The sequence below is a fragment of the Providencia sp. genome, from assembly GCF_040396775.1.
Lineage (GTDB): Bacteria > Pseudomonadota > Gammaproteobacteria > Enterobacterales > Enterobacteriaceae > Providencia.
Genome location: NZ_JBEBNT010000001.1, coordinates 140,078 through 165,976, shown reverse-complemented (window position 1 = coordinate 165,976; position 25,899 = coordinate 140,078). Strand labels below are relative to the sequence as shown.

Sequence of the window (25,899 nt, the reverse complement as noted above, 5' to 3'; positions counted from 1 at the left end):
GCCAATCGACTCTGCTTTTTAAGTTAATTGTGCTTTAAAAACATTATAGTGGATCGATTTTCAAACAAGATACCGCATGTTTAAAACTGCCCTCTAATAGTGGGCGTGTTTTGGCACACCCTTCATCTGCCAATGGGCAGCGAGTTCTGAAAACACAACCTGAAGGCGGGTTAATCGGTGATGGCAATTCCCCCTCTAGTAATTCAATGGTTTTATTTTTTTCCTTGTCAGGGTCTGGCACAGGAACAGCTGACATGAGCGCCCGAGTATACGGGTGTAACGGGTTATTATAGACCTCATCATAAGTCCCTAATTCCACGGCATGCCCTAAGTACATCACTAATACTCGGTCCGAAATATGCTTAACCACTGCTAAGTCATGGGCAATAAATATCAGCGATAATTTCATTTCGCGCTGTAATTCTTGCAGTAAATTCACAACTTGCGCCTGAATAGATACGTCCAGAGCAGAAACCGGCTCATCACAAATAACCAGTTTTGGCTCTAATATCAACGCCCTAGCAATACCAATTCGCTGGCACTGTCCCCCAGAAAACTCATGGGGATAGCGGTTAATCAAGTTCGGTAATAACCCCACACGCATCATCATCGCTTTCACTTTTTCGGTGATTTGCGATTGTGGCATTTTTGGGTGATAGGTTTTTAACGGTTCAGCAATAATGTCGCCAATGGTCATTCGAGGGTTCAATGATGCCAAAGGATCTTGGAAAATCATTTGGATATCACTGCGCACACTGCGCCATTCTTTATCGCTTTTACCTAATAGATTTTGACCTAACCAGCTGACCGTACCATCTGTTGCTTTGACTAAGCCAATTAAGGCACGAGCAAAGGTGGATTTACCACAGCCAGACTCCCCAACCACACCTAAGGTTTCCCCTTCGTATAAACGAAGTGTCACCCCATCCACCGCTTTTAAACTTTTATCGGGTTGCCAAAACCACTGTTTTTTATCCCTAATGGAAAAATGCACTTTTAAGTCATTCACTTCCAATAAAACAGGCCTATTTTCATGAGTGGTCATACTAATTCCTCCATAGGCTTAAAGCAGGCACGCAGACGGGTTTGTGCGAAAGAGGATAAGGCAGGTTCACTCTCTACACATTGTTGGGTTGCATATTGGCAGCGCGGTGAAAATGGGCAACCTTTTGGTAATCTTAATAAATTTGGTGGATTACCTGGTATGGTTGCAAGGCTTTCATCGTCCCCATCAAGCCGTGGAACCGCTGCTAACAATCCCAGAGAATAGGGATGGGATGGCTGATAAAAGATATCTTTTGCGGTACCATATTCCATGGTACGTCCCGCATACATCACCAGTACTTTATCACAGACACCCGCTACAACACCCAAGTCATGGGTGATCAAAATAATCGCCGTATCAAACTCATCTTTCAATTCATTCAGCAACGTCATGATTTGCGCTTGTACCGTCACATCTAACGCCGTTGTCGGTTCATCCGCAATCAGTAATTTTGGTTGGCACAATAGTGCCATGGCAATCATCACCCGTTGACGCATTCCACCTGAAAATTCATGGGGATACATATTCATGCGCTTACGCGCTTCTGGCATTTTGACTGCATCCAACATTTTCACTGAAGCTTCAAATGCCTCACTTTTCCCCATGCCCTTATGGAGCATCAACACTTCAGATAGCTGCGTGCCTATTTTTAAGTAAGGGTTTAATGACGTCATTGGGTCTTGGAAGATCATCGAAATTTCTTCCGCCCGCATCCGGTTTAATTCTTTTTCTTTTAAATTAAGAATTTCACGGCCATTAAACATCGTCGAGCCATTAATTCGACCATTTTTGGCCAGTAGCCCCATTAAAGCAAATGCCGTTTGTGACTTCCCTGAACCCGACTCCCCTACAATTCCCAAGGTTTCGCCAGCTCGTAAGTCAAAATTTAGTTTATTGACCGCCGTAACATCACCATCTTGAGTGGAAAACGTCACACTCAAATCTTTAACCGATAATAGAGGGCTTTTGGTTGAATTCATTGACATAACATTTCCCCCTATCGGTCTTTCGGGTCGAGGGCATCACGTAAGCCATCGCCGATAAAATTAAAACAAAACAACGTGATAACCAGAAAGCCAGCTGGGATCAATAATAACCACGGTGTCACTTCCATTGAGTTTGCCCCATCGCTGAGTAAAGCGCCCCAGCTACTAAGTGGCTCTTGTGTGCCCAATCCCAGAAAGCTCAGGAATGATTCAAACAAGATCATGCTTGGTACTAATAACGATGCATACACCACCACCACACCCAATACGTTTGGCACGATATGACGTAAAATAATATGCCGTGTGCTGACACCGCAAACTAATGCCGCTTCAATAAACTCTTTACGTTTTAACCCCAGTGTTTGACCACGTACAATACGTGCCATATCCAACCAAGACACCATACCAATTGCGACGAAAATCAATAAGATATTAGTACCAAATAAGGTCACTAAGAGGATAACGAAGAACATAAATGGAAATGAATTTAGAATTTCCAATAAGCGCATCATGATTGAGTCGACTTTGCCACCGACATAGCCTGCCAGTGAGCCATATAACGTCCCAACCACTACTGCCACCAGCGCAGCAGCAACACCGACCATCAGCGAAATGCGACCACCAATTGCAACACGCACTAGCAAGTCACGCCCTGAAGCATCGGTACCAAAATAATGGCCTGTCGCCATATCTGGCGGCATAGACATCATCTCCCAGTCGGTATCGTCATATAAAAATGGTGATAGCATCGGTGCAAAAATCACAAATAACGTGATTAAAAACAATACACATAGGCTAAAAATCGCGGCGCGGTTATGCATAAAACGGCGACGAGCATCCTGCCATAAACTGCGCCCTTCAATATCCAGTTGCTCTGAAAAATTCGCCAGAGCTTCACTATTTTTTTGATTCGAAATCATAGCGTTTCTCCGATTAGTAGCGAATTTTCGGGTCGATGACAGCATACAGCACATCGACAATGGCATTAAACGTAATGGTTAATATCCCAACTAAAATGGTTAAGCTCAGCACCAAGGAATAATCACGGTTAAGCGCACCATTAACGAATAGCTGGCCAATTCCTGGTAAACCAAAAATGGTTTCAATTACCATCGAGCCAGTAATAATCCCCACAAATGCTGGCCCCATATAGGAAAGCACTGGGAGCAACGCCGGTTTTAATGCATGGCGTAGAATGATAGTTCTTAGCGGTAAGCCTTTAGCACGTGCGGTACGGATAAAGTTGGAATGCATAATTTCTATCATTGAACCGCGAGTAATACGGGAAATACTGGCAATATAGGCTAATGACAGTGCCACCATCGGCAAGATCATATGTTTCAAATTACCACCATCCCAGCCACCGCCGGGGAGCCATTTCAAATGAATGGCAAATATCAGCACCAAAAGTGGTGCCACAACAAAGCTTGGGATGACAACCCCTGTCATGGCAAACCCCATGACTGTAAAATCCCATTTTGTATTTTGGTTAAGGGCGGCGATAACCCCTGCCGTCACACCAAATAAAACAGCGACCACAAAGGCGGTTGCCCCTAGTTTTGCGGAAACTGGGAACGCTTTCGCCACTAAGTCATTGACGCTATAGTCTTTATACTTAAATGAAGGTCCAAAATCACCTTGTGAGAGTTGAATAAGGTAGTTGAAGTACTGCTTATACATTGGGTCATTTAAATGGTATTTGGCTTCAATATTTGCCATGACCTCAGGTGGTAGCTTACGTTCACCGGTAAACGGGCTACCCGGCGCTAAGCGCATCATAAAAAATGAGATGGTAATGAGAATTAAAAGAGTCGGGATAGCCTCAAGCACCCGACGCAAAATGAATTTCAGCATTGCTCGTTCCTACTTCTATTGCCCATTAGGCTAATATCTGGCCCCTTTCGGAGCCAGAGCATTGTTATTAGTGTTTGATAATATACAAATCTTTAGTATGTAAATTATCTAATGGGTCTTTACCGCTATAACCACCCACATACGGTTTCACCAAACGGGTATTAACGTAGTAGTAAAGCGGAACAATTCCTGAGTCTTTATCGAGTAATTTTTCAGCTTGTTGATATAAGGCCGCACGTTCTTCGTCCGTTTTCACTTGTAATGTTTTCTTCATTACTGCGTCAAAGTCGGTGTTTTTATAGTGAACAGTATTATTACTGCTGTAAGAAAGCAGCATGTTCAGGAACGAGGAAGGTTCGTTATAGTCTGCGCACCAGCCTGCACGGGCAACATCATAGTTACCTTGATGTCGGCTATCCAAGAAGGTTTTCCACTCTTGGTTTTCGAGTTTAACGTCTGCACCAATGTTTTTCTTCCACATAGAAGACGCGGCAATCGCAATGCGCTTATGTAAGTCTGAAGTGTTATACAGTAAATTGAATTTTAATGGGTTTGCTTTGTTGTATCCCGCCTCTTCCAGCAATTGTTTGGCTTTTTCATTGCGCTGTTCCTGAGTCATATTGGCGTACCAATCTGGTTTCTCAGTTTTCATACCACTGGTGAATGGTGGAGTAAAACCATAAGCGGGGATATCCCCCTGCGCTTTCACTTTATAGGTAATTGTGTCTCTGTCCATCGACAGTTTTAACGCTTCACGAACACGCGGGTCGTTAAATGGCGGTTTTTCGTTATTAATTTCATAGTAGTAAATACACAGATAAGGATTTACGCGTAACTCATTGGGCATATTTTGTTGTAAGCTTTTAAACTGCTCAATCGGTAAGTTACTGTATGTCATATCAATTTCACCACTTCGGTAGCGGTTTACATCAGTCACTTCAGAGGAAATTGGCAGGAAAGTCACTTGATCAATAACTGTATTTGCATTGTCCCAGTAGGTTGGGCTGCGCTCTAATACAATACGCTCATTAACAGTCCAATCTTTCAGTTTATACGCACCGTTACCAACAAAATTTTGCGGTTGTGTCCATTTCGCACCATTTTTTTCAATTACTTTTTTGTTTACTGGCGACATGGATGAGTGCGCTAATAATTTAGGAATATAAGGCACAGCTTCACTGAGAGAAATCACTAATGTTTTATCATCAAGGGCTTTAACACCCAGTTCTTCTGGTTTTTTCTTGCCAGCGATAATATCGTCAACATTTTTGATATGGGCATATTGTAGGTAGCTTGCATATGGGGATGCGGTATCTGGATCCGCTAAGCGCTGCCAGCTGTAAACAAAGTCATCTGCCGTGACAGGGTCACCATTTGACCATTTTGCCCCATCGCGAATTTTAAACGTCCATTCGGTAAAACCTTTATTTTCCCAGCTGGTTGCTGAGCCGGGTAAAATGTCCCCGTCTGGCCCAACAATGGTGATACCTTCAAACAGATCCCTCGCTAAAGCAGATTCAGGTACCCCTTCGATTTTGTGTGGATCTAAAGATTGTGGCTCTGAGCCATTATTTCTCACCATCACTTGTTTTTCAGCAAGTTCAACACCTGCTGGAACCGTCGCAGCAAAACTGCTTGCCATTGACCCCATCGCTAACCCAGCGGTTACGCTAAGTGCAATAATCGATTTATTGATTAGTTTACTCATCTTATCGGTTACTCCCATACATATTTATTATGATTGTGTGTCGATGCAGGTTTATCTGAGAGATAAACACTTTTTATAATTATTTGGATATTATTTATTAGGTTCACTTATATATAACCGCTTAATATCCGTATAATCAAGGGGGTCTTTACCTTTAAATCCACCAACGGTGGGTTTTACCATACGTGCGCTGACGCGATAATAGACAGGAACTAATGCAGAGTCCTTGTCTAGCAAGGCTTCAGCTTGTTGATAAATCTGATGGCGCGCTTGTTCATTTGGCGCAGTTAATGCTTGCATAAGTAATGCATCAAACGCGGTATTTGAATAGAAACCCGTATTATTGCTATTGTCCGTTAGCATCATATTTAAAAATGCGGTTGGTTCATTGTAATCGGCACACCAAGTTGCCCTTGCAACATCGTATTGCCCTTCATGGCGGCTTTGTAGGGACGTTTTCCATTCCTGGTTTTGCAATGTAACTTTAGCACCGATATTTTTTTGCCACATAGAAGCCGCGACAATAGCTTGCTGTTTATTTTGATCTGACGTGTTGTATAACAACGAAAATTTCAGGGGGTTCTCTTTGGTGTAGCCTGCTTGTGCCAACAGTTCTCTCGCTCGTTGATAACGCTGTTCAGCAGGTAAACTAGCCCATTGCGGCGGAACAAAATTCCCATTATTAATATATATTGGTGTAAAACCGTAAGCCACAGTTTGCCCTTGGTTGATAATTTTATTCGTAATGGTTTCCCTATCTAACCCTAATTTGATAGCTTCCCTGACTCGCGAGTCATTAAACGGTGGGCGTTTATTATTGATTTCATAATAAAAAGTACACAAATAGGGTCTTACATATAACTCATTGGGCTTTTCTTGCTTCATTTTTTGATAAAGCGCAGGCGGAATAGCGGAATTGCTGATATCGGTTTCACCACTGCGGTATCGGTTGATATCACTAACTTCTGACGTAATAGAAAGGAATGTCGCTTGGTCTATCTGGCTTTGTGCGTTATTCCAATATAACGGGTTACGTTTTATAATAATGCGTTCATTAACCACCCATTTATCGAGTACATATGCCCCATTGCCTACAAAATTTTGTGGTTGAGTCCATTTGTCGCCATATTTTTCAACCGTTTGTTTATGAACAGGTTTCATGGCGGTATGGGATAACATATCAACAAGGTAAGGTACTGGGTGGCTTAGTGTGACTTGTAAATGATGAGAGTCTAAGGCTTTTACACCAAGTTCATTGACAGGCTTTTTGCCTGCAAGGATCTCATCAGCATTTAAAATATAAGCATTTTGTAGGTAACTTGAATAAGGTGAGCCTGTTGCAGGGTCAGCAAGGCGTTGCCAGCTATACACAAAATCGCCTGCGGTGACAGGCGTTCCATCACTCCATTTCACATCATCTCTGAGCGTAAAAATCCAAGTTATGTAATTATTATTTTCCCAGCTTTTTGCCACTCCCGGTGCCACTTTCCCATCGACATCGGTATAAACCAAACCTTCTAACAGATTTAAAATGATATTACTTTCGGGAACGCCCTCTACTTTGTGGGGGTCAAGGGAAGCCACTTCTGAACCATTGTTAATCACAATTGACTGTACAGGTTTAACGAGATTGGCACTCATTGATGATGCAGTAAGAAACAATGACAGTGCTCCCAAGCCCATTGTCGTTCTTATCATTTTATCCCTCATGATTAGCAAACTTCACCGTGATTAATTAAATCTTTTCGCTGGCCAAACATAGCCAAATTTATCCGTTGAATACAAATAATCAAAACAATTAATTAACATTTGTTAGTTAAAAATTTTATGTTAATTTTAAAATAAACTTACGATAATGACAGTTAAAACATTAAAATCAACGAGATAAAGATATTTTCGTTATATAACCCAGAACAACTCCGCTTCACACTTCCAAACATATCATTAACAAACATCAATTAAAATAGTGAATAAATTTACGCAGCTCACAATTCCTTACTTTTTATCCCTGATTTAGCAAAAAATGCGACATTTAATTACAGATATGACTTTTGTTATTGCTGATTGTTTATTGAAAAAGGAGTGAATTTACGACATATCCTGCTGTTGGATACCTTGAGACTGTATTTGAAAGGCGCTAATTCATCTCAATGCCGCTGCATGGCAGCGACATTGGGAAGAAATGATTTAGAGTAAACCAGGGAAGAGTGCTTTCACACCAGTGACGATAAATTCGATGCCCAATGACATCAATAATAAGCCCATGATCCGTGTAACAACGTTGATCCCTGTTTGTCCTAAATAACGCACGAGTAACGAAGCAGAACGAAACAATAACCAACAGCAAAAAGCAAAGAAAATACTGGTTAGGGCTAAACCTAAAAAATTCTGCCAACCATGCCATCTTGAAGACCAAACAATACAAGAACTTATTGCCCCCGGCCCCGCCATCAGTGGTAATGCTAAAGGCACAACACCGATACTGTCACGAACCGCCGTTTCCGTTTTTTCTTGTTTATTCTGTTTATCTTCACCAATTTTCCCGCTAATCATCGACATCGCAATGGTGACAATCAATATCCCCCCTGCGATACGGAACGAATCAATAGAAATCCCAAATAGCTGTAAGATTGAATCGCCAATTAATAATGAGGTACATAAAATAATAGCAACGGAAGTGTTCGCAATGGTATTGGTTTTATTCCTCCCTGCATTACTTTGATAGTTAGTCATACTGATAAATACAGGTAAAATACCCACAGGGTTTACCAATGCAAACAAACCAATAAAAAATTTAATATAGCCCGATAAATCAAGTAATGCGGCGCTCACTCATTCATTTCCTTAAATAACTCTAGTTAGAGATGTATTGATGTCTTTTATAATTTTATCACTGATGTAGCAAATTTCCTTGAGCAAAGCACTATTTTCTATCAATGTCTCTTTTTACCCCATTTTTTGTTAGCTTTATTTTCAATTTCGACTTATTTAGCTTACTTATGTAAACATTAATTAATACCGCACCAACACTTTTTCAAACAGAACAAAAATAGTCATGCTGAAAGGTGTCAGCTTGCAGTTTTCGTGACTTAGATCACTTTATTTAATTCCTGTTTTGTTAATCTATCCTTAACTGATAGACCGAGCTATTGATAAACTATTCATCAATAATTCACGTTTTAACAAGGTTTTTAAGCCAATAGGCGATGATGAGCTACGTTATTATTAATATTATCTATACTTTCTTTTTTAGGTGGTCTTTTTTAAACCTATTTATAGATACATTGCTCATTGGCTTAAAAAGTTTAACATTTATCAGGAGTAATCTATATGTCCGTAACTAACGTTACCGAACTCAATGAACTCGTTGCTCGTGTCAAAAAAGCTCAACGCGAATTTGCTAGTTTTTCGCAAGAAAAAGTAGATGAAATCTTCCGCGCTGCTGCCCTTGCTGCTGCTGATGCACGTATCCCTCTGGCAAAACTCGCTGTAGAAGAGTCTGGAATGGGTATTATTGAAGATAAAGTGATCAAAAACCACTTTGCTTCGGAATATATCTATAATGCATACAAAGACGAAAAGACCTGCGGTGTACTTTCTGAAGACCCAACATTCGGCACAATTACAATCGCCGAACCTATTGGAATTATCTGCGGTATCGTACCAACCACAAACCCAACATCAACGGCTATCTTTAAGTCACTGATTAGCTTAAAAACCCGTAATGCCATTATCTTTTCTCCGCACCCACGTGCAAAAGTAGCAACTAACCGTGCAGCAGAAATTGTTCTTAATGCTGCTATCGCTGCGGGTGCACCAAAAGATATTATTGGCTGGATTGATTCCCCATCCGTTGAATTATCTAACGCATTAATGCACCACCCTGATGTTAACCTGATCTTAGCGACAGGTGGCCCAGGTATGGTAAAAGCCGCTTACAGCTCAGGCAAACCGGCTATTGGTGTGGGTGCAGGTAATACCCCTGTCGTTATTGATGAAACTGCTGATATTAAACGTGCTGTAGCCTCTATTTTAATGTCCAAAACCTTTGATAACGGCGTTATCTGTGCATCTGAGCAGTCTGTTGTTGTTGTCGATGAAATTTATAACCAAGTACGCGAACGTTTTGCAAATCACGGTGGTTACTTACTGCAAGGTAAAGAGCTCAAAGCCGTTCAAGATATCATATTAAAAAATGGTAACTTAAATGCAGCCATCGTCGGCCAGCCTGCCTATAAAATCGCAGAGATGGCTGGCATTACCGTACCAATGAATACAAAGATTTTAATTGGTGAAGTGAAACTGATTGATGAATCAGAACCTTTTGCCCATGAAAAACTGTCGCCACTGTTAGCGATGTACCGCGGCAAAAACTTTGAAGATGCAGTATCAAAAGCAGAACAATTGGTTGAGATGGGTGGTATTGGCCACACCTCTTGCTTATATACAGACCAAGATAATGAACATGAACGTGTAAATTATTTCGGTCAAAAAATGAAAACAGCACGTATTCTGATCAACACCCCTGCTTCACAAGGTGGGATTGGTGACTTGTATAACTTTAAATTAGCCCCATCTCTCACACTCGGCTGCGGTTCTTGGGGTGGTAACTCCATCTCTGAAAACGTTGGTCCTAAACATTTGATTAACACCAAAACTGTGGCGAAGAGAGCTGAAAATATGTTGTGGCATAAACTTCCAAATTCAATCTACTTCCGCCGTGGCTGTTTGCCTATTGCCCTTGAAGAGATTGCAACTGATGGTGCGAAACGTGCATTTATCGTCACCGATGGCTACTTATTTAATAACGGCTATGTGGATGAAGTAGTTAATGTCCTTAAAAAACACCATATTGAAACTGATGTTTTCTTTGAAGTCGAAGCTGACCCAACGTTAACAGTTGTTCGTAAAGGTGCGGCACAAATGCAAGCTTTCCAACCTGATGTCATTATCGCATTAGGTGGTGGTTCCCCAATGGATGCCGCGAAGATCATGTGGGTCATGTACGAACACCCTGAAACGCATTTTGAAGAACTGGCATTACGTTTTATGGATATCCGTAAACGTATTCACCGTTTCCCAAAAATGGGCGTGAAAGCAAAATTAGTGGCTATCACAACCACATCAGGTACAGGTTCTGAAGTTACACCTTTTGCGGTTGTAACTGATGACAAAACAGGTCAAAAATACCCATTAGCAGATTATGCACTAACGCCTAATATGGCAATTGTCGATGCTAACCTCGTGATGAACATGCCAAAATCGTTAACTGCTTTTGGTGGTTTAGATGCCGTCACTCACGCATTAGAGGCTTATGTCTCCGTGTTAGCCAATGAGTTTACCGATGGCCAAGCTTTAAAAGCGCTAAGCTTATTAAAAGATTACCTGCCAGCAAGTTATCATGAAGGGGCTAAAAACCCAGTGGCACGTGAGCGAGTACACAATGGTGCAACCTTAGCAGGTATTGCCTTTGCTAACGCCTTCTTGGGTGTTTGTCACTCAATGGCACACAAACTGGGCTCTGAGTTCCACATCCCTCATGGTCTGGCAAATGCGCTGTTAATTTGTAATGTTATTCGTTTCAATGCGAATGATAACCCAACCAAGCAAACAGCATTTAGCCAATACGATCGCCCTCATGCACGTCGTCAATATGCTGAGATTGCAGATCATTTGGGTCTTACAAATACAGATGACCGTACTGGTGTTAAAATTGAGAAATTATTAGCGTGGTTAGATGAAATTAAAGCTGACTTAGGCATTCCTAAATCTATCCGTGAAACGGGGGTTTCTGAAGCTGACTTCTTAGCCCGCGTAGATAAACTGTCAGAAGATGCTTTTGATGACCAGTGTACAGGTGCTAACCCACGTTATCCTTTAATTTCTGAAATTAAACAGCTATTACTGGATTCGTATTATGGTCGTGACTTTGTAGAGCACACAGGCACACCATCTGCTGAAGTTAAAGTAGAAAAGAAAGTTGTTGAAAAAAAAGCAGCAACTAAAAAAGTGACAGAGAAGAAAACATCTAAAAAATAATTTTTTGGATGATTAAATAATAAAGGCACTGTTAATGCAGTGCCTTTAATGTTTTACATGTTAAATAATGATATTAGAAGCAATCATATATAAGATGAGCGCTAAACACCAAAGCACTCATTAAAATGTCACTCACCTATTCTAGAAATAGCGTATCGTTAACCATCCTACTTATTTTTTGTTTAATTGAAGTGAATCGCTTTTTTAGGAATACTCCCTGAGTTCATTAATTTAGCCTGTTCAATCGCATCTGAATAATGCTTGCGGCACACGGAGATATACTTCTCATTTCCGCCTATATCCACTTGAGCGCCCTCGTATACAGGGATCCCATCACTTCCTACACGTAAGACCTTATTCGCTTTACGACCGCAGTAACAAACCGTTTTAAGCTCAACCAGCTTATCTGCCCAAGCAAGTAAATATTGGCTTCCTTCAAATAACTGACCTGCAAAATCAGTACGTAACCCATAACATAAAACAGGAATATCACAGTTATCGACGACATCGCATAATTGTTCTACTTGTTCTTTTGTTAAAAACTGACACTCATCAATAAGCACACAATGTACTTTTTGTTCATTATTTTCACGTTTAATCACCTCCGCCATATTGGTTGATGGCGAGAATAATAACGCTTCAGCTGATAGCCCGATGCGTGAAGATACCTTCCCCAAAGCAAAGCGATTATCAATTTCTGCTGTGAATATCAACGTCTGCATCCCTCTTTCGTTATAATTATACGATGACTGTAACAAAGACGTCGATTTACCCGCATTCATCGCTGAATAATAAAAATAAAGCTGAGCCATCTCGCTGTTTCCTCAAAAATTATATTCATAATAATTTTATCATAAAACATATCCTCAGATTAACAATAACCACTCCACCTTACTTTACTTATTGAAAATTTAACTCTTTTTACGTAAACATATCTGTATTTTATACTTATAATGATTATCTTATATGCAATAAAAACCAATCTGATATTAACAATAAACGTTTTTACTGAAGCACATTACGACAAAAAACCTCATCATAAAAAGAAAATTTAAGTTAATCCCTGACATCAGTTCATTTTGAGTAAAAGTAAAAAAGACTTTTTACTCATTTTACAGAATATTAAGTTAGTAAAACTTTTTCTTATTGCTATTTTTTTCATTAGTTCAGTTATTGATAATAGTGGTATATATATCTACGAAAAGTTTATATTTCTTCTGTAAAAAAATTGCATTCGTTAAAGATTACTTTTAAACTAGGGGTGTAATTTAGCTATTGCAGAATTTAAAATAGCATTCTATTATTACTGTACACATGCCAACAAATAATTTGAGACCAGGAAAATGAGCGAATCATTAAAAGCGTTAAATAACATCCGTACTCTTCGTGCTCAAGCTCGCGAAGTTACTTTAGAATCTTTAGAAGAAATGCTGGAAAAATTAACGGTCGTTGTTGATGAACGTCGTGATGAAGAAAGCCAAGCACGCGCTGAATTAGAAGAACGTAACCGTAAGTTAGAAAAAGTTCGTGAAATGATCCTAGAGCAAGGCGTAGATTTAAACGACCTTCTGCAAACTATGGATTCAGGTAAAACGACAAGCACTCGTGCTAAACGTGCTGCACGCCCTGCTAAATATAAGTATGTTGATGAAAACGGCGAAACAAAAACGTGGACAGGCCAAGGCCGTACACCAGCTGTGATCAAAGTTGCTATTGATGCAGGTAAATCTTTAGACGATTTCTTAATCTAATCGCTTAAAAGCTAATTCTAAACACCCTTTTTAAAAGGGTGTTTTTGTTTGTAGCCCTATATATTATTTTATATTAGCCCAGTGTTAAAAATGCGTTCATGCATATAAAACCAGCATTTTTATTTCAATCACTTCACATCTACTCGCTTAAAATGTGTATTCTTCGTTACTCAACGACCTAAAAAATTAAATAAAATATTATAATAGTAAAGAAATGTAATCTTAATTAGAAATAACAGGTGTATAGACAAGTGTTTATTGGCCTGCCCTGTAAGCATATTTTCAATACTTAAGTCACAAAAAATCAAGTTCTACAATGTTTCATTTACAATGTCAGATATACCACTTAACACTCTGCCACTCGCATTAATATAGCCGATTTACTTACATAAAAAAGGCTAACAGATAAAGTTAGCCTTTAATGAAAATTGACAGATTGGGACTATTTAGATTTATTTAATGTTGATGATAATTCTTTCACCCAGTGAGTAAAGTCATCGCCCAATGTGTCGTGTTGCATTCCATATTCAACAAAAGCTTTCATGTAGCCTAATTTATTTCCGCAATCATGGCTTTTACCACATAAGTGGTAGGCTTCAACGGGTTCATTATTTTCCATCATTAATGCAATTGCATCAGTTAATTGGATTTCATCGCCAGCACCAGGGGCAGTTTTTGCTAATGCATCCCAAATTTTCTCTGATAATACATAACGACCAACAATGGATAAATTAGATGGCGCTTCGTCTTTCTTTGGTTTTTCAACCATACGTAAAATCTTTTTACTGTCACCAGGTTGAAGGTTTTCACCGTTACAGTCCACAATACCGTAATTAGAAACCTCATCTTCAGGGACAGGCTCAACCAAAATTTGACTGGCACCTGTTTCCTCAAAATGTTCAAGCATCTCACGTAAATTAAACTTGCTTAAATCTGTACTGTAACGGTCTAAAATTACATCAGGCAAAATAACAGCAAATGGTTCTTCGCCAACCAGAGGCTTAGCACATAAAATTGCATGGCCTAACCCTTTTGCAATTCCTTGGCGTGTTTGCATAATCGTGACATGACTTGGGCAAATAGATTGGACTTCATCCAGTAATTGGCGTTTAACACGAGCTTCTAAAATAGCCTCTAACTCAAAGCTTGTATCAAAGTGGTTTTCAATTGAATTTTTAGAAGAGTGTGTAACAAGAACTATCTCATTAATACCCGCCGCAATACATTCATTAACAACATATTGGATCAACGGCTTATCAACGATTGGCAGCATCTCTTTTGGGATCGCTTTCGTTGCAGGTAGCATCCTTGTTCCTAATCCCGCAACGGGGATCACCGCTTTACGCACCTTACGTTGTGTCATTTTATACTCCAGAAAATGTCTATACACCTTTGCCTCATTTTTCAAAAAAGTAAATGAGGCTTATTAAGTGCGCAGGAGTATATCAGGAATTGTTAATGAATAAATAGCGATGAGTCTGATTGAATTTATTTAACCCTTGGTAATAGCTCTTTTTAAGATAATGCTAATTTTCAGGATTAAACATAAGTTTTATTTTCTGGCTATTATTGCGAATTAAACACTGCCAAGCCGTTCCTTTTATTTCTAAATGGTTTGGATGGTAGAATTTTAGCGCACCCAATGGAATGCTCCGGTCTAATTTATAATGAGATTCTTCTGTAGTCACTTCCGCCTCTAAGCCTGCACTTGCCATAATAATGGCTTTATTTTGGGTATTAAAATACCCAAGAAGTAGAGGAAAATGACCAGTAAACCCTGAGTCTTCTAGTAAATGATTTATTTGGTTAATAATTTTATCAATATTAGGTAATTTTTTATCTGGGTAGCTCACCGCATTTTTCAATAAATCATTGAAGACAACACGGATCAAAAACGCTGCCATGATCCCCTCTTGTGCAGAACGCTCTGTATCAATACAATAAAAACCGATTTGGGTTTCTGAAATTGGGGCTAAATCAAGCAACAATCCGAACCGATTGGCTTCATTTAATTGGCGATAATTAATTCGGTAACTATTAATAATTTGATGCACTGGCGGCTGCAATTGCTTTAAAACGGCTAACATATCTTGCGTATTACTTTGCATCAGAGCGGAAATGTGGTGTATTTCATCACCAATTTGAGCACTAATGTCATCTTTTTCGGGGTAAAGCGCAGACAAAATTGTAATTTTTACTTCATCTAAATTTTTTATTGGCTTAAGCAGGGCATCCTTTGCGCCAAGACGAAACATACGGTCAAGCTGAGTAAAATCTGTCGTTGCCGAAATAACAATCACAGGCGTCGTGATATTCCTAGCAACTAATTCACGCATGAAGTCTTCCCCATTCATCACAGGCATATTAAGATCACAAAGAATAATATCAGGGTCAATTTTCTCAACCGTCAACATCTCCATAGCTTGTTGACCATTGCTTGCGGTATAGATCTCTATCTCTAAACTTTCTAAGTACGTCTTCAAGATAGTACAGAAGGTGATTTCGTCTTCTATTATCAATATTTTTCTATTTTTCATTTGATACCTACCGCAATAACCCTGTTTAATTAACAATATTATTATTCATATTATAAAATCATTTTTCACCCATCATTCAAGTATAGTGATTTTTCAACCTTCTACTTATTTTTATCGAGAGTATTATGTATCAACAAGAAGAAAGTAAGTGCCATTGTGGTAACAGAGCACAATTTGAACATTGCTGTGCTCCATTCTTACGCAATGAATCTACCCCCGAGACGCCTGAGCAGCTTATGCGCTCACGTTATAGCGCCTATGTACAGCATAATGCCAGTTATCTGATTGAAACATGGCACCCAGATTGCAATGCACAAAACTGGCAGCAAGAGATCATAAATAGCTTCGAACAAACACAATGGTTAGGTCTTCGTGTTATTAGTTCTTCTTATGCTAAAAATCCAGATGAGGGCTATGTCGAATTTTCGGCTTGCTTTATTGATGAAAAAGCTGATCATAAACAGCTTATTCATGAACGTTCCCGCTTCATTCGTTTGAATTCGCGTTGGTATTATCTCGATGGTATTACGCCCAAAGTTGGACGTAACGATATGTGCCCCTGTGGTTCTGGCAAAAAATATAAAAAATGCTGTGACCAAAACTAATACTTTTCGTTATCAGCACCATCTACCTACGCGAGCTCATTGCACCGTATGTTATTAGCCTAAAAAAAAGGCTTTGTTAGTTAAGGATTAGACAGTTTCATGCAACACAAAATTGTACAAAAAAAAATCCTCAGGACCATTTGCCCTGACGCGAAAGGATTAATCGCAAAAATCACTAATATTTGTTACAAGCACCAACTCAATATTGTGCAAAATAATGAATTTGTGGATCACCATACGGGCCGTTTTTTTATGCGTACCGAGCTTGAGGGCATTTTTAATGATGAAACCCTCCTAGCCGACCTTGATGATGCACTACCAGCAGGTTCAAAACGTGAGCTTAATGTATCTGGTCGCCGCCGTATTGTCATCATGGTGACTAAAGAAGCGCATTGTTTAGGTGACTTATTAATGAAGAGTGCTTATGACGGACTAGATGTTGAAATTGCAGCCGTTATTGGTAATCACGACACATTAAAAAACTTAGTTGAGCAGTTTGGCATTCCATTCCATCATATTAGCCATGAAGGCTTAACCCGTGAACAACATGATGAGAAAATGACGGCGCAGATTGATCAGTATCAGCCTGATTATGTGGTACTCGCAAAATACATGCGTGTTTTAACACCTGAGTTTGTCCAGCATTACCCTAACCAAATCATTAATATTCACCATTCATTTTTACCTGCTTTTATTGGTGCTCGCCCATATCACCAAGCCTATGAGCGCGGTGTGAAAATTATTGGCGCCACAGCGCACTTTGTGAATGACAACTTAGATGAAGGCCCGATTATCACGCAGAACGTGATTAACGTTGACCATACATTTTCAGCTGACGATATGATGCGTGCAGGCCGTGACGTCGAAAAAAATGTCTTAAGCCATGCGCTGTATTGGGTCTTAGCGCAACGTGTATTTGTATATGGCAACCGTACTATCATTTTATAAACAAATACACGCAAGCCCTTTTTCAGCAGTAATTTGTTGTATTTACAAGCATTAAGAACAAAAAAACAGCAAACGAATGTTTTATTGAAAATTAATGCTTTACAGCGGCGCGTCATTTGATATGATGCCGCCCGCTGTGAACGATTACAGCGATTCAAAATCTGGTGGGATACCCAAGCGGCCAAAGGGAGCAGACTGTAAATCTGCCGTCACAGACTTCGAAGGTTCGAATCCTTCTCCCACCACCATCTAAAGACACTCAGCATCCAGTTTATCAACGACCCCCATAAAACGATTTAATACACTTGAATGTGCCTTTGACTTATAAACATAACATTCACTCTGCCCCAACAATTTATTCAATGGTATGTATATTAACGACTTATCAATTAATTCTTCTTCAGGATAGTGATCGATAATGCCAATAAAATCACCATCTTGAATAAAACTCTGGCAACAACCAATATTATCCATTTGCCGCACGCTCACTTTATTATCAAGTGTTTCAATTTTTTCAAGTAAATCACTCATCAATGAACTTTTATAAAATGCAGGATCACAAAGCCACGTACTTTCTTGTAATAGTGCGACAAGTTCATGATTAAATTTTTCATAAAGCTCTTTACGGCAATAAATACCTAAAGGGGAATTCTCTATTTTCTTTTGTAATGAAAACCGTTCACTGATAACTTGCTCAGAACTTAAAATAAGTGTATTACCATCATAATCAACTATTTCATCCACTTCATCATAGTTAAACCTTAATATATTTACTTGTACATTATTTTGATGGGCTGCTTGATAAAGATTAATCAAATGATTTTCCTTCCCCCAGTCATAATAAATATTCGCTTCATTGACAATATAACCCGAAAAATGTTTTTTAGTGATTTCCTTCTCCTGCAAATAAAGATCTCTAAGATCATTATAAAGTTCCTGGCCATCCTTAGTTAATGTCATTCCAAATTTTTCTCGTTTAAAAAGCCGTTTACCTAGGCTTGTTTCGAAGTCCTTGATAGACTTAGCGATAGGAGGCGTCGTTCGGTTCATCACTCTCGCAGCTTTGCTTAACGAGCCATTCTCAACAACCGCCATAAACGCCTCTAATTTTCTTGAAAAGAACATATCTATGACCCCATTCTATTTATTAATATGTTAATCAATAAAATTATTATCACATAGATAATAGATTGATTAGCCCATAACCAAAATCATTCAATAAAAAATAAAATTTAATTTTTTATTGAATGAGTAACAATATTTCATAAAAGTATTTTTATAATTTCCAACATAGCAAAGCAATATATTATACTGTTTCTTTTGATTATTTTTTATGCCACCACTATTAAATCACATTAAAATACAAATAACCAATTGACTTTAAATGGAATTAACGATGGCTATTTTAAATAATTAATAACCATTTTTTAATCATCAACTATAATTTTATATTACAAATAATTTAATCAGACAAAATAGATTATAAATAATTAAATATATTCTTATTTATTTTTATTATAGCTATCTAGTATTGCAATCTTGATGCATTTTTTTAATGAATGACTATTTTGTATGAGGATTAGCCAGTAATCGGTATCATATGGGTTACAGTGGCGGTTGCATCTGCTAGAATTAGCGGTAAGAATACTAAAAATAGGTGATAAAAAATCCATGAAATTCATATCGTTTAACATTAATGGTCTTCGTGCTCGCCCACATCAACTTGCTGCCATCATCGAAAAACATCAACCTGAAGTCATCGGCTTACAAGAAACCAAAGTGCATGATGATATGTTTCCGTATGAAGAAGTTAGCAAGCTCGGTTATCATGTTTTTTATCACGGCCAAAAAGCACACTATGGTGTTGCTCTACTCACTAAAAATGAGCCTATCGCTGTCCGAAAAGGCTTCCCGACCGATGATGAAGATGCCCAACGTCGAATTATTATGGCTGATATTCAAACTGAACGTGGGCCGCTAACCGTTGTTAATGGCTACTTCCCTCAAGGAGAAAGCCGTGACCACCCAACGAAATTTCCAGCAAAAGAAAAATTTTATCGTGACTTACAAAGTTATGTTACCTCAACACAAACCGCAGATTCTCAACTGCTAATTATGGGCGATATGAATATCAGTCCAACAGACTTGGATATTGGTATTGGCGATATCAACCGTAAGCGCTGGCTAAAAACAGGCAAATGTTCATTTTTGCCTGAAGAACGCGAATGGCTAGATAAACTTTTAGGTTGGGGCTTAGTTGATACTTACCGCGCAAAAAACCCTGATGTTGATGACTGCTATTCATGGTTTGATTACCGCTCAAAAGGTTTTGATGATAATCGCGGGTTACGCATCGATTTATTGCTAGCATCAAATAAGCTGGCTGAACGCTGTATTGCGACAGGGATTGATTATGAAATCCGTGGCATGGAAAAACCGTCTGACCATGCCCCTGTTTGGTCTGAGTTTAACTTAAGTAAATAGCTGATATCCCCTATATAAAAAGGCACTCACATGAGTGCCTTTTCGGTTTGATTAATCAGATTTCTTTTTAGTTTTCTTTGCAGTTTTAGTATTTTTCTTGCCGCCTTTGCTTGGTGGCGGCGGTAACTCTCTAAAAGCCCGTAAATTAGTAAACTGGCGCGCATGGTGGATAAGCTGTATCAATGTTTCGCTTAATGGATGCATAAAATCGTCATAACGAGTTTGCTTTTCACTGATTTGCGTTAAAACAGACTCCCAGTGCGCTGTCATATCAGGCAAGGTCGCCATATCAGGTAATACATGAATTAAGGCTCTTCCTGCAGGTGATGAATGAATATAACGCCCTTTTTTATACAGAAACTGGCGTTTAAACAATAAATCGATGATCCCAGCTCGGGTTGCTTCTGTGCCCAAACCGTCCGTTTCTCGCAATACTTTTTTTAATGCTTTGTCTTGAACAAATCGGGCAATACCCGTCATTGCTGATAATAACGTTGCATCGGTAAAAGGCCTCGGTGGCTGAGTTTGCCTTTCAACCACTTCCCCTTTTTCACACAAAAGCTCATCATCTTTGGCAACAACAGGTAACGGCATACCATCATTTTCAGCATCACGCTCTTTGCCACCTAAAACAACCCGCCAGCCTGCTTCAGCCAAGAATCGCGCTTTGGCAATAAATTTGCCATTTTCAATGTCTAGCTCAATCGTGCATTTACGAAAAACCGCATCAGACATAAATTGGATAATATATTGGCGTGCAATTAACTGATAAATATTACTTTCATTTTCCGTTAATTTTACAGAGGCCGTTTTCGCTGTAGGAATGATGGCGTGGTGAGCATCAACTTTTTTGTCATCCCAACAACGGTTTTTCTTATCTAATTCAGGCAATTCAAATTCGGTGAGATCCGGCTGATGAACCGCAATCGCATTTAATACGCTATGTCGACCCGCAAAATGTTCATCTGGTAAATAACGGCTATCTGAACGCGGATAAGTGATCAATTTGTGGGTTTCATATAAGCGCTGGCAGATATCTAACACTTCTTGAGCACTTAAGGCATATTTTTTGGCGGCTTCAATTTGCAGTGCAGATAATGAAAAAGGCAGTGGTGCAATTTCAGACTCACGCTTATCTTGATACAACGTGACAATTGCGGGTTTTCCTTCAATTCGGGACACCACATGCTCAGCGAGTGGTCGATGAAATAAACGCCCTTCTTCATCCTGATAATCAATGCAGGACTCGCTCGGTTGCCAAGTCGCCACAAAGCGTTCATCTTTTGGGGTAACAATGTGCGCTTTCACTTCAAAAAAATCTTTCGGCACAAAGTGTTCTATTTCTTCATCACGCCTCACCACCAACCCTAATACTGGGGTTTGTACGCGGCCCACAGAAAGAACGCCTTGATAGCCACCACGCTGACCAAGCAACGTGTAAGCGCGTGTCATATTAATGCCATACAGCCAATCTGCTCTTGCTCTGGCAAGCGCCGAAACACACAGTGGGATAAACTCACGATTTTCCCTTAATCTCTCGATAGCACGCTCTACCGCTTGAGGATTAAGGTCGTTGATAAGGCAACGTTTTACTGTTTTTCGTTTTTCTGCATCAAGTTTTAGATAATCGAGCACTTCATCCACCAGCAACTGTCCTTCTCTATCAGGGTCTCCTGCATGGATAACGACAGTTGCTTGTTTGAGCAGTGCTTCGATGGTTTTCAGCTGTTTGGTTACTGAGGGACGCGGTTTTAACTGCCATTTTTCAGGAATAATCGGCAAGTCTTGTAAATTCCAACGCGCATAGCGAGGCTCATAAGCATCGGGCTCAGCCTGTTCAAGAAGGTGACCAATGCACCATGTGACCGTTTGGCCATCACCGCATTTTATAAAGCCATCCCCTCGTTGATGAGGTTTTGGCAATACATCGGCAATCGCCCTAGCGAGACTCGGTTTTTCCGCAATAAACAAACGCATGAATTAATCTATCACTTCAACTAATGGGACATTGTCCTGATGGGGGAGCAATTTGCCGATAGACTGTAACAAAACACCTTGCTGCTGTGCAATCTCTTTAATTTTAGCCACTTCAGACGGTTTTACAGCAATCAATAATCCTCCCGAGGTTTGCGGGTCGCACAATAACTGGCGCTGCATATCACTCATCGGGCCAATAAGATGACCATAACTATCAAAGTTACGTGATGTTCCACCTGGTACACACCCTGCTTCAATGTATTTTTCCACATCAGCAAGTTTAGGTACTTTTGTGAACGATACTTGAGCACGAACGCCAGACCCTTCGCAAATTTCGCTTAAGTGGCCAAGCAGACCAAAACCCGTCACATCCGTCATTGCGGTAATACCTTCAATTGGAGCAATCACTGCCCCGAGTTTATTCAGCTGGCACATAGTTTCTGCGGCAAGGTGCTGGTGCTCTTCTTTGAGTAAACCTTTTTTCTCTGCTGTTGTTAACACACCAATACCCAGTGGTTTAGTCAAAAATAACTCGCAGTCCGCGGTTGCAGCACTGTTTTTCTTCACATATTCTGTATTCACCACCCCAGTGACCGCTAAACCAAAAATTGGCTCAGGCGCATCAATCGAGTGGCCGCCAGCAAGGGAAATTCCCGCATCTGCACAAGCAGCTCGACCACCTTCAATCACTTCACGAGCAACCTCTGGCGGTAATTTGGCGATCGGCCATCCTAAAATCGCAATCGCCATAATCGGCTTACCACCCATCGCAAAAATATCGCTAATGGCATTGGTTGCCGCAATGCGCCCAAATTCAAATGGGGAGTCAACGATAGGCATAAAGAAATCTGTGGTACTGATGATCCCAATACCATTACCTAGATCGTAAACGGCGGCATCATCTTTGGTTTCATTCCCAACCAGCAAATGTGGGTCATGAAATTTAGCGTGTTCTGTGTGCAAAATTTGTTCTAATACTTTTGGGGCTATTTTACAGCCGCAACCCGCACCGTGACTGTATTGCGTTAGTCTAATTTTCTCAGTCATTATTGTTCCCTTAAAAATGTGTGATAAAACCGTCCATATCTGGCATTTGAACTTTTGTTGGTGCTTTAAGTTCTGGCGTGCCTAAATAGAGAAAACCCACGATACGGTCATTTTCTTCACAGCCTAACCCTGCACGTACAATTTCATCCTCTGTCCATGAACCTGAACGCCAAATTCCACCAAAACCTTGTGCAACCGCGGCCATTTGCATCGCTTGAACCGTACAGCTTGCAGCAACTAATTGTTCCCACTGTGGTATTTTAGGGTGATCTTTAATTTTCGCGATCACCGTAATAATTAATGGTGCCCGAAAAGGTGCATTACGTGCTTTTTCTTCAACTTCAGTTCCTAGCTTGCCTTCAATTGCTGCTTTTTCTAGCAATTGGCTAAAGCGTTTGATCCCCTCATCTTGCATGATAACAAAATGCCATGGGCGCAATGCACCGTGATCTGGCGCTCTCATGCCTGCCGCAAGGATAGTATTGAGTTCTTCACCTTGTGGCGCAGGTGTAGTGAGTCTGGAAGCTGAACGACGGTTCAACAAAAGGGTTAAAGCATCCATATTTGTCTCCGATTAAGAGTAGACTGATTTGATAATCATTCAATCAGGTAATTATACCCATACAACCTATTGTTATAGTAAGCTTATCGTTAAACTGTGACTTTGCTTGACGATTAACCTCTGTTGTATTAATTAGATTATTAATTCATTGAATTATATCATTTGTCATGAGTGAAAAATATCATTGTGACATTGTATAACGCGCATAACGGATTTGTTATGCATAAAAAATGATTCATTAGCAAATAACTGTATTGCTAATGAATGAATTAGAAAGCAGTATCCAAATATAATTTGTGGCACAAAAGTGGCGGACGAGCGAAGCCAACCAGTGGTGCAAAATATGCAGGATAGGAGAAAAAATGCGTCAAATATGGGACATCCTCGCCACCATCTTTAAAATCAGTTGGAAGGCACTTAACTTTATTCGGGAATTTGTTTTCAACGCGATTTTCCTAGTGCTGTTCTTCATTGTGATCGGGTCTTTTGCCCTTTATCAGTCAGAATCTGAGCCTGAAAAAAATTACTATGGTGCGTTGTATGTGGACTTGCAAGGGGTGGTCGTTGACCAAGTTTCAGCCCCTGACCCATTTGGGCGTATGAGCCGTGAATTATTAGGCACCTCAAATAACCGTATGCAAGAAAACTCCCTATTCGATATTGTGGATACCATACGCACTGCCGCCGATGATGACCGCATTACGGGAATGGTTTTGCGCCTTGATAACCTAGTAGGCGCGGATCAACCTTCCCTCGCGTACATAGGTAAAGCGATTGCACAATTTAAGAGCAAGGGTAAACAAGTTTACGCTGTAGGCAGCCATTTTTCTCAGCCACAATATTACCTTGCAAGTTTTGCGGATGATATTTACCTCACCCCGCAAGGCTCCGTTGGCTTATATGGTTTCGCGACAAACAGTATTTACTATAAGTCCCTGCTAGAAAAACTGAAAATTAGTAGCCATATTTTCCGTGTCGGAACGTATAAATCTGCGGTTGAACCGATGATGCGTGATGATATGTCCCCTGAAGCGCGCCTAGCGAATCAACAGTGGTTAAATGCACTATGGAACAACTACTTAGATACATTAGCAGCTAACCGTAAAATGACTACTGCACAAATTTTCCCAGGTGCAGATGCCATTCTTAACCAATTACGTGCTGTCAAAGGGGATAGCGCCCAATACGCATTAAACCAAAAATTAGTGGATAAAATCTATACTAATGAGCAAGTTGAAGAGCTCCTTAGTAAGCACTTTGGTTGGAATAAAGACGCTAAGCAATTCAATAACATCAGTATCTATGATTATTCCGCGAAAATTGCAGACACCACAGCAAACCAAGGTGGCAATATTGCGGTGATCGTGGTGCAAGGCGCGATTATGGATGGCCCGCAAACACCGGGAATTGCCGGTGGTGACACCATTGCAGCACAAATACGTGATGCTCGCCTTGATGATAACATTAAAGCGATTGTTCTACGCGTGAATAGCCCAGGGGGCAGCGTCAGTGCGTCTGACCTTATTCGCAGTGAATTGGCCTCTGCCCATGCAGCAGGCAAACCTGTTGTTGTTTCTATGGGTGGCATGGCAGCATCGGGTGGTTACTGGGTTTCCACGCCTGCGGATTATATTATTGCCAGCCCAAGTACACTAACTGGCTCAATTGGTATCTTTGGCGTGATTAATACCTTTGAGAAATCATTGGATTCTATTGGTGTATACACTGATGGGGTTTCTACATCTCCACTGGCTGATATTTCCCTCACAAAAGGGATTAACCCACAATTTGCCGATATGATGCAGATTACCATTGAAAATGGCTATGACACCTTTATTAACCTTGTTGCGAAAGCGCGAAACAAAACCCCAGAGCAAATTGACAAGATTGCCCAAGGCCGTGTTTGGATAGGTCAAGATGCGCTAAAAAATGGCCTTGTCGACCAACTGGGTGATTTTGATGATGCGGTGGATAAAGCTGCAGAATTGGCTAAACTGTCCGATGTACAGCTAGATTGGATGAAGCCAGAATTATCCTTTATGGATCAACTACTGCTTGAGTTAACCAGCAATGTTCAAGCGGCAATGCCAGATGTTCTGCAAGTATTTTTACCACCCGCTGTGGCGACCGATATTCGCCAGCAAGCTCAATTTTTCTTAAAAATGAACGACCCACAAAATCGTTATGCATTCTGCTTAAATTGCGCTGAAATTAATTAATCAACATCCCCCTCTCACTTTTGGGAGGGGATTTCTCTCACAGTATACTCAAATTACCTCATTTCAATCTGCCAATTCGCAATTTAACGATAGTAATACACCTGTAATTACGTCAAAATTCAGATAATTATTTTCAC

At 40.1% G+C, this 25,899-nt stretch carries 20 protein-coding genes and 1 tRNA gene; 7 read left to right on the top strand and 14 right to left on the bottom strand.

Annotated features, from left to right (window positions below; all coding sequences use genetic code 11):
• Positions 1-43 precede the first annotated feature (43 nt).
• The 7 genes from oppF to ABWP91_RS00750 all read right to left on the bottom strand — a co-directional run bounded on the left by oppF (position 44) and on the right by ABWP91_RS00750 (position 8,425).
• Complete coding sequence (oppF, locus tag ABWP91_RS00780) at positions 44-1,045, bottom strand: murein tripeptide/oligopeptide ABC transporter ATP binding protein OppF (protein WP_219247739.1); 1,002 nt, start codon at positions 1,043-1,045, stop codon at positions 44-46.
• Complete coding sequence (locus tag ABWP91_RS00775; protein WP_353241560.1) at positions 1,042-2,031, bottom strand: ABC transporter ATP-binding protein; 990 nt, start codon at positions 2,029-2,031, stop codon at positions 1,042-1,044. The genes oppF and ABWP91_RS00775 overlap by 4 nt, the downstream gene beginning before the upstream one ends.
• Before the next feature lie 11 nt (positions 2,032-2,042).
• Positions 2,043-2,951 carry an oligopeptide ABC transporter permease OppC gene (gene oppC, locus ABWP91_RS00770; protein ID WP_206086128.1) on the bottom strand — a complete coding sequence of 303 codons (909 nt, stop codon included), beginning with the start codon at positions 2,949-2,951 and terminating at the stop codon, positions 2,043-2,045.
• Positions 2,952-2,964: 13 nt separating this feature from the next.
• Complete coding sequence (gene oppB / locus ABWP91_RS00765) at positions 2,965-3,885, bottom strand: oligopeptide ABC transporter permease OppB (RefSeq protein WP_219247737.1); 921 nt, start codon at positions 3,883-3,885, stop codon at positions 2,965-2,967.
• Between the two features lie 67 nt (positions 3,886-3,952).
• Positions 3,953-5,593, bottom strand: coding sequence for an oligopeptide ABC transporter substrate-binding protein OppA (oppA, locus tag ABWP91_RS00760; protein WP_353241559.1), 1,641 nt, complete (start codon positions 5,591-5,593; stop codon positions 3,953-3,955).
• A gap of 90 nt (positions 5,594-5,683) precedes the next feature.
• On the bottom strand, positions 5,684-7,291 hold the full coding sequence (locus tag ABWP91_RS00755) for an ABC transporter substrate-binding protein (protein WP_502935773.1): 1,608 nt from the start codon (positions 7,289-7,291) through the stop codon (positions 5,684-5,686).
• Between the two features lie 489 nt (positions 7,292-7,780).
• On the bottom strand, positions 7,781-8,425 hold the full coding sequence (locus ABWP91_RS00750; protein ID WP_206086132.1) for a YchE family NAAT transporter: 645 nt from the start codon (positions 8,423-8,425) through the stop codon (positions 7,781-7,783).
• A 498-nt stretch (positions 8,426-8,923) separates the two neighbouring features.
• Here ABWP91_RS00750 and adhE point away from each other — a divergent pair, with 498 nt between their 5' ends.
• Positions 8,924-11,632 carry a bifunctional acetaldehyde-CoA/alcohol dehydrogenase gene (gene adhE / locus ABWP91_RS00745; protein ID WP_353241557.1) on the top strand — a complete coding sequence of 903 codons (2,709 nt, stop codon included), beginning with the start codon at positions 8,924-8,926 and terminating at the stop codon, positions 11,630-11,632.
• Between the two features lie 182 nt (positions 11,633-11,814).
• Here the strand turns inward: adhE and ABWP91_RS00740 are convergent, their stop codons facing one another.
• Positions 11,815-12,444 carry a thymidine kinase gene (locus ABWP91_RS00740; RefSeq protein ID WP_353241556.1) on the bottom strand — a complete coding sequence of 210 codons (630 nt, stop codon included), beginning with the start codon at positions 12,442-12,444 and terminating at the stop codon, positions 11,815-11,817.
• A 531-nt stretch (positions 12,445-12,975) separates the two neighbouring features.
• Here ABWP91_RS00740 and hns point away from each other — a divergent pair.
• On the top strand, positions 12,976-13,383 hold the full coding sequence (hns, locus tag ABWP91_RS00735) for a histone-like nucleoid-structuring protein H-NS (protein ID WP_219247732.1): 408 nt from the start codon (positions 12,976-12,978) through the stop codon (positions 13,381-13,383).
• Positions 13,384-13,825: 442 nt separating this feature from the next.
• Here the strand turns inward: hns and galU are convergent, their stop codons facing one another.
• Together galU and rssB are read right to left on the bottom strand one after the other, a co-directional pair.
• Positions 13,826-14,746 carry a UTP--glucose-1-phosphate uridylyltransferase GalU gene (gene galU / locus ABWP91_RS00730; protein ID WP_353241555.1) on the bottom strand — a complete coding sequence of 307 codons (921 nt, stop codon included), beginning with the start codon at positions 14,744-14,746 and terminating at the stop codon, positions 13,826-13,828.
• Positions 14,747-14,909: 163 nt separating this feature from the next.
• Positions 14,910-15,920, bottom strand: coding sequence for a two-component system response regulator RssB (rssB, locus tag ABWP91_RS00725; RefSeq protein ID WP_353241554.1), 1,011 nt, complete (start codon positions 15,918-15,920; stop codon positions 14,910-14,912).
• A 125-nt stretch (positions 15,921-16,045) separates the two neighbouring features.
• Between rssB and ABWP91_RS00720 the strand changes: the two genes are divergently transcribed.
• From ABWP91_RS00720 to ABWP91_RS00710, 3 genes are all read left to right on the top strand, one after another.
• Positions 16,046-16,525, top strand: coding sequence for a YchJ family protein (locus tag ABWP91_RS00720; RefSeq protein WP_353241553.1), 480 nt, complete (start codon positions 16,046-16,048; stop codon positions 16,523-16,525).
• A gap of 99 nt (positions 16,526-16,624) precedes the next feature.
• Positions 16,625-17,473 carry a formyltetrahydrofolate deformylase gene (purU, locus tag ABWP91_RS00715; RefSeq protein WP_353241552.1) on the top strand — a complete coding sequence of 283 codons (849 nt, stop codon included), beginning with the start codon at positions 16,625-16,627 and terminating at the stop codon, positions 17,471-17,473.
• 163 nt (positions 17,474-17,636) lie between these two features.
• A tRNA-Tyr gene (locus ABWP91_RS00710) sits at positions 17,637-17,721 on the top strand.
• Between the two features lies 1 nt (position 17,722).
• On the opposite strand, the gene ABWP91_RS00705 is transcribed toward ABWP91_RS00710, so the two are convergent.
• Positions 17,723-18,598, bottom strand: coding sequence for a LysR family transcriptional regulator (locus ABWP91_RS00705; RefSeq protein ID WP_353241551.1), 876 nt, complete (start codon positions 18,596-18,598; stop codon positions 17,723-17,725).
• A 546-nt stretch (positions 18,599-19,144) separates the two neighbouring features.
• On the opposite strand from ABWP91_RS00705, the gene xthA reads away from it, so the two are divergent.
• The gene (gene xthA / locus ABWP91_RS00700) at positions 19,145-19,957 is read left to right on the top strand and encodes an exodeoxyribonuclease III (RefSeq protein WP_353241550.1); all 813 of its coding nucleotides are present in this window, start codon (positions 19,145-19,147) and stop codon (positions 19,955-19,957) included.
• A 51-nt stretch (positions 19,958-20,008) separates the two neighbouring features.
• Here xthA and ABWP91_RS00695 read toward each other — a convergent pair whose 3' ends face one another.
• From ABWP91_RS00695 to ABWP91_RS00685, 3 genes are read right to left on the bottom strand one after another with little or no spacing between them, the layout of a single operon-like run.
• Positions 20,009-21,934, bottom strand: a complete 1,926-nt coding sequence (locus ABWP91_RS00695) for a DNA topoisomerase III (RefSeq protein WP_353241549.1) — start codon at positions 21,932-21,934, stop codon at positions 20,009-20,011.
• A 3-nt stretch (positions 21,935-21,937) separates the two neighbouring features.
• Positions 21,938-22,981, bottom strand: coding sequence for a selenide, water dikinase SelD (gene selD, locus ABWP91_RS00690; RefSeq protein ID WP_353241548.1), 1,044 nt, complete (start codon positions 22,979-22,981; stop codon positions 21,938-21,940).
• 10 nt (positions 22,982-22,991) lie between these two features.
• Positions 22,992-23,543 carry an NAD(P)H nitroreductase gene (locus tag ABWP91_RS00685; RefSeq protein WP_353241547.1) on the bottom strand — a complete coding sequence of 184 codons (552 nt, stop codon included), beginning with the start codon at positions 23,541-23,543 and terminating at the stop codon, positions 22,992-22,994.
• A gap of 362 nt (positions 23,544-23,905) precedes the next feature.
• Here ABWP91_RS00685 and sppA point away from each other — a divergent pair, with 362 nt between their 5' ends.
• On the top strand, positions 23,906-25,762 hold the full coding sequence (gene sppA / locus ABWP91_RS00680; protein ID WP_353241546.1) for a signal peptide peptidase SppA: 1,857 nt from the start codon (positions 23,906-23,908) through the stop codon (positions 25,760-25,762).
• The last annotated feature ends 137 nt before the right edge of the window (positions 25,763-25,899 follow it).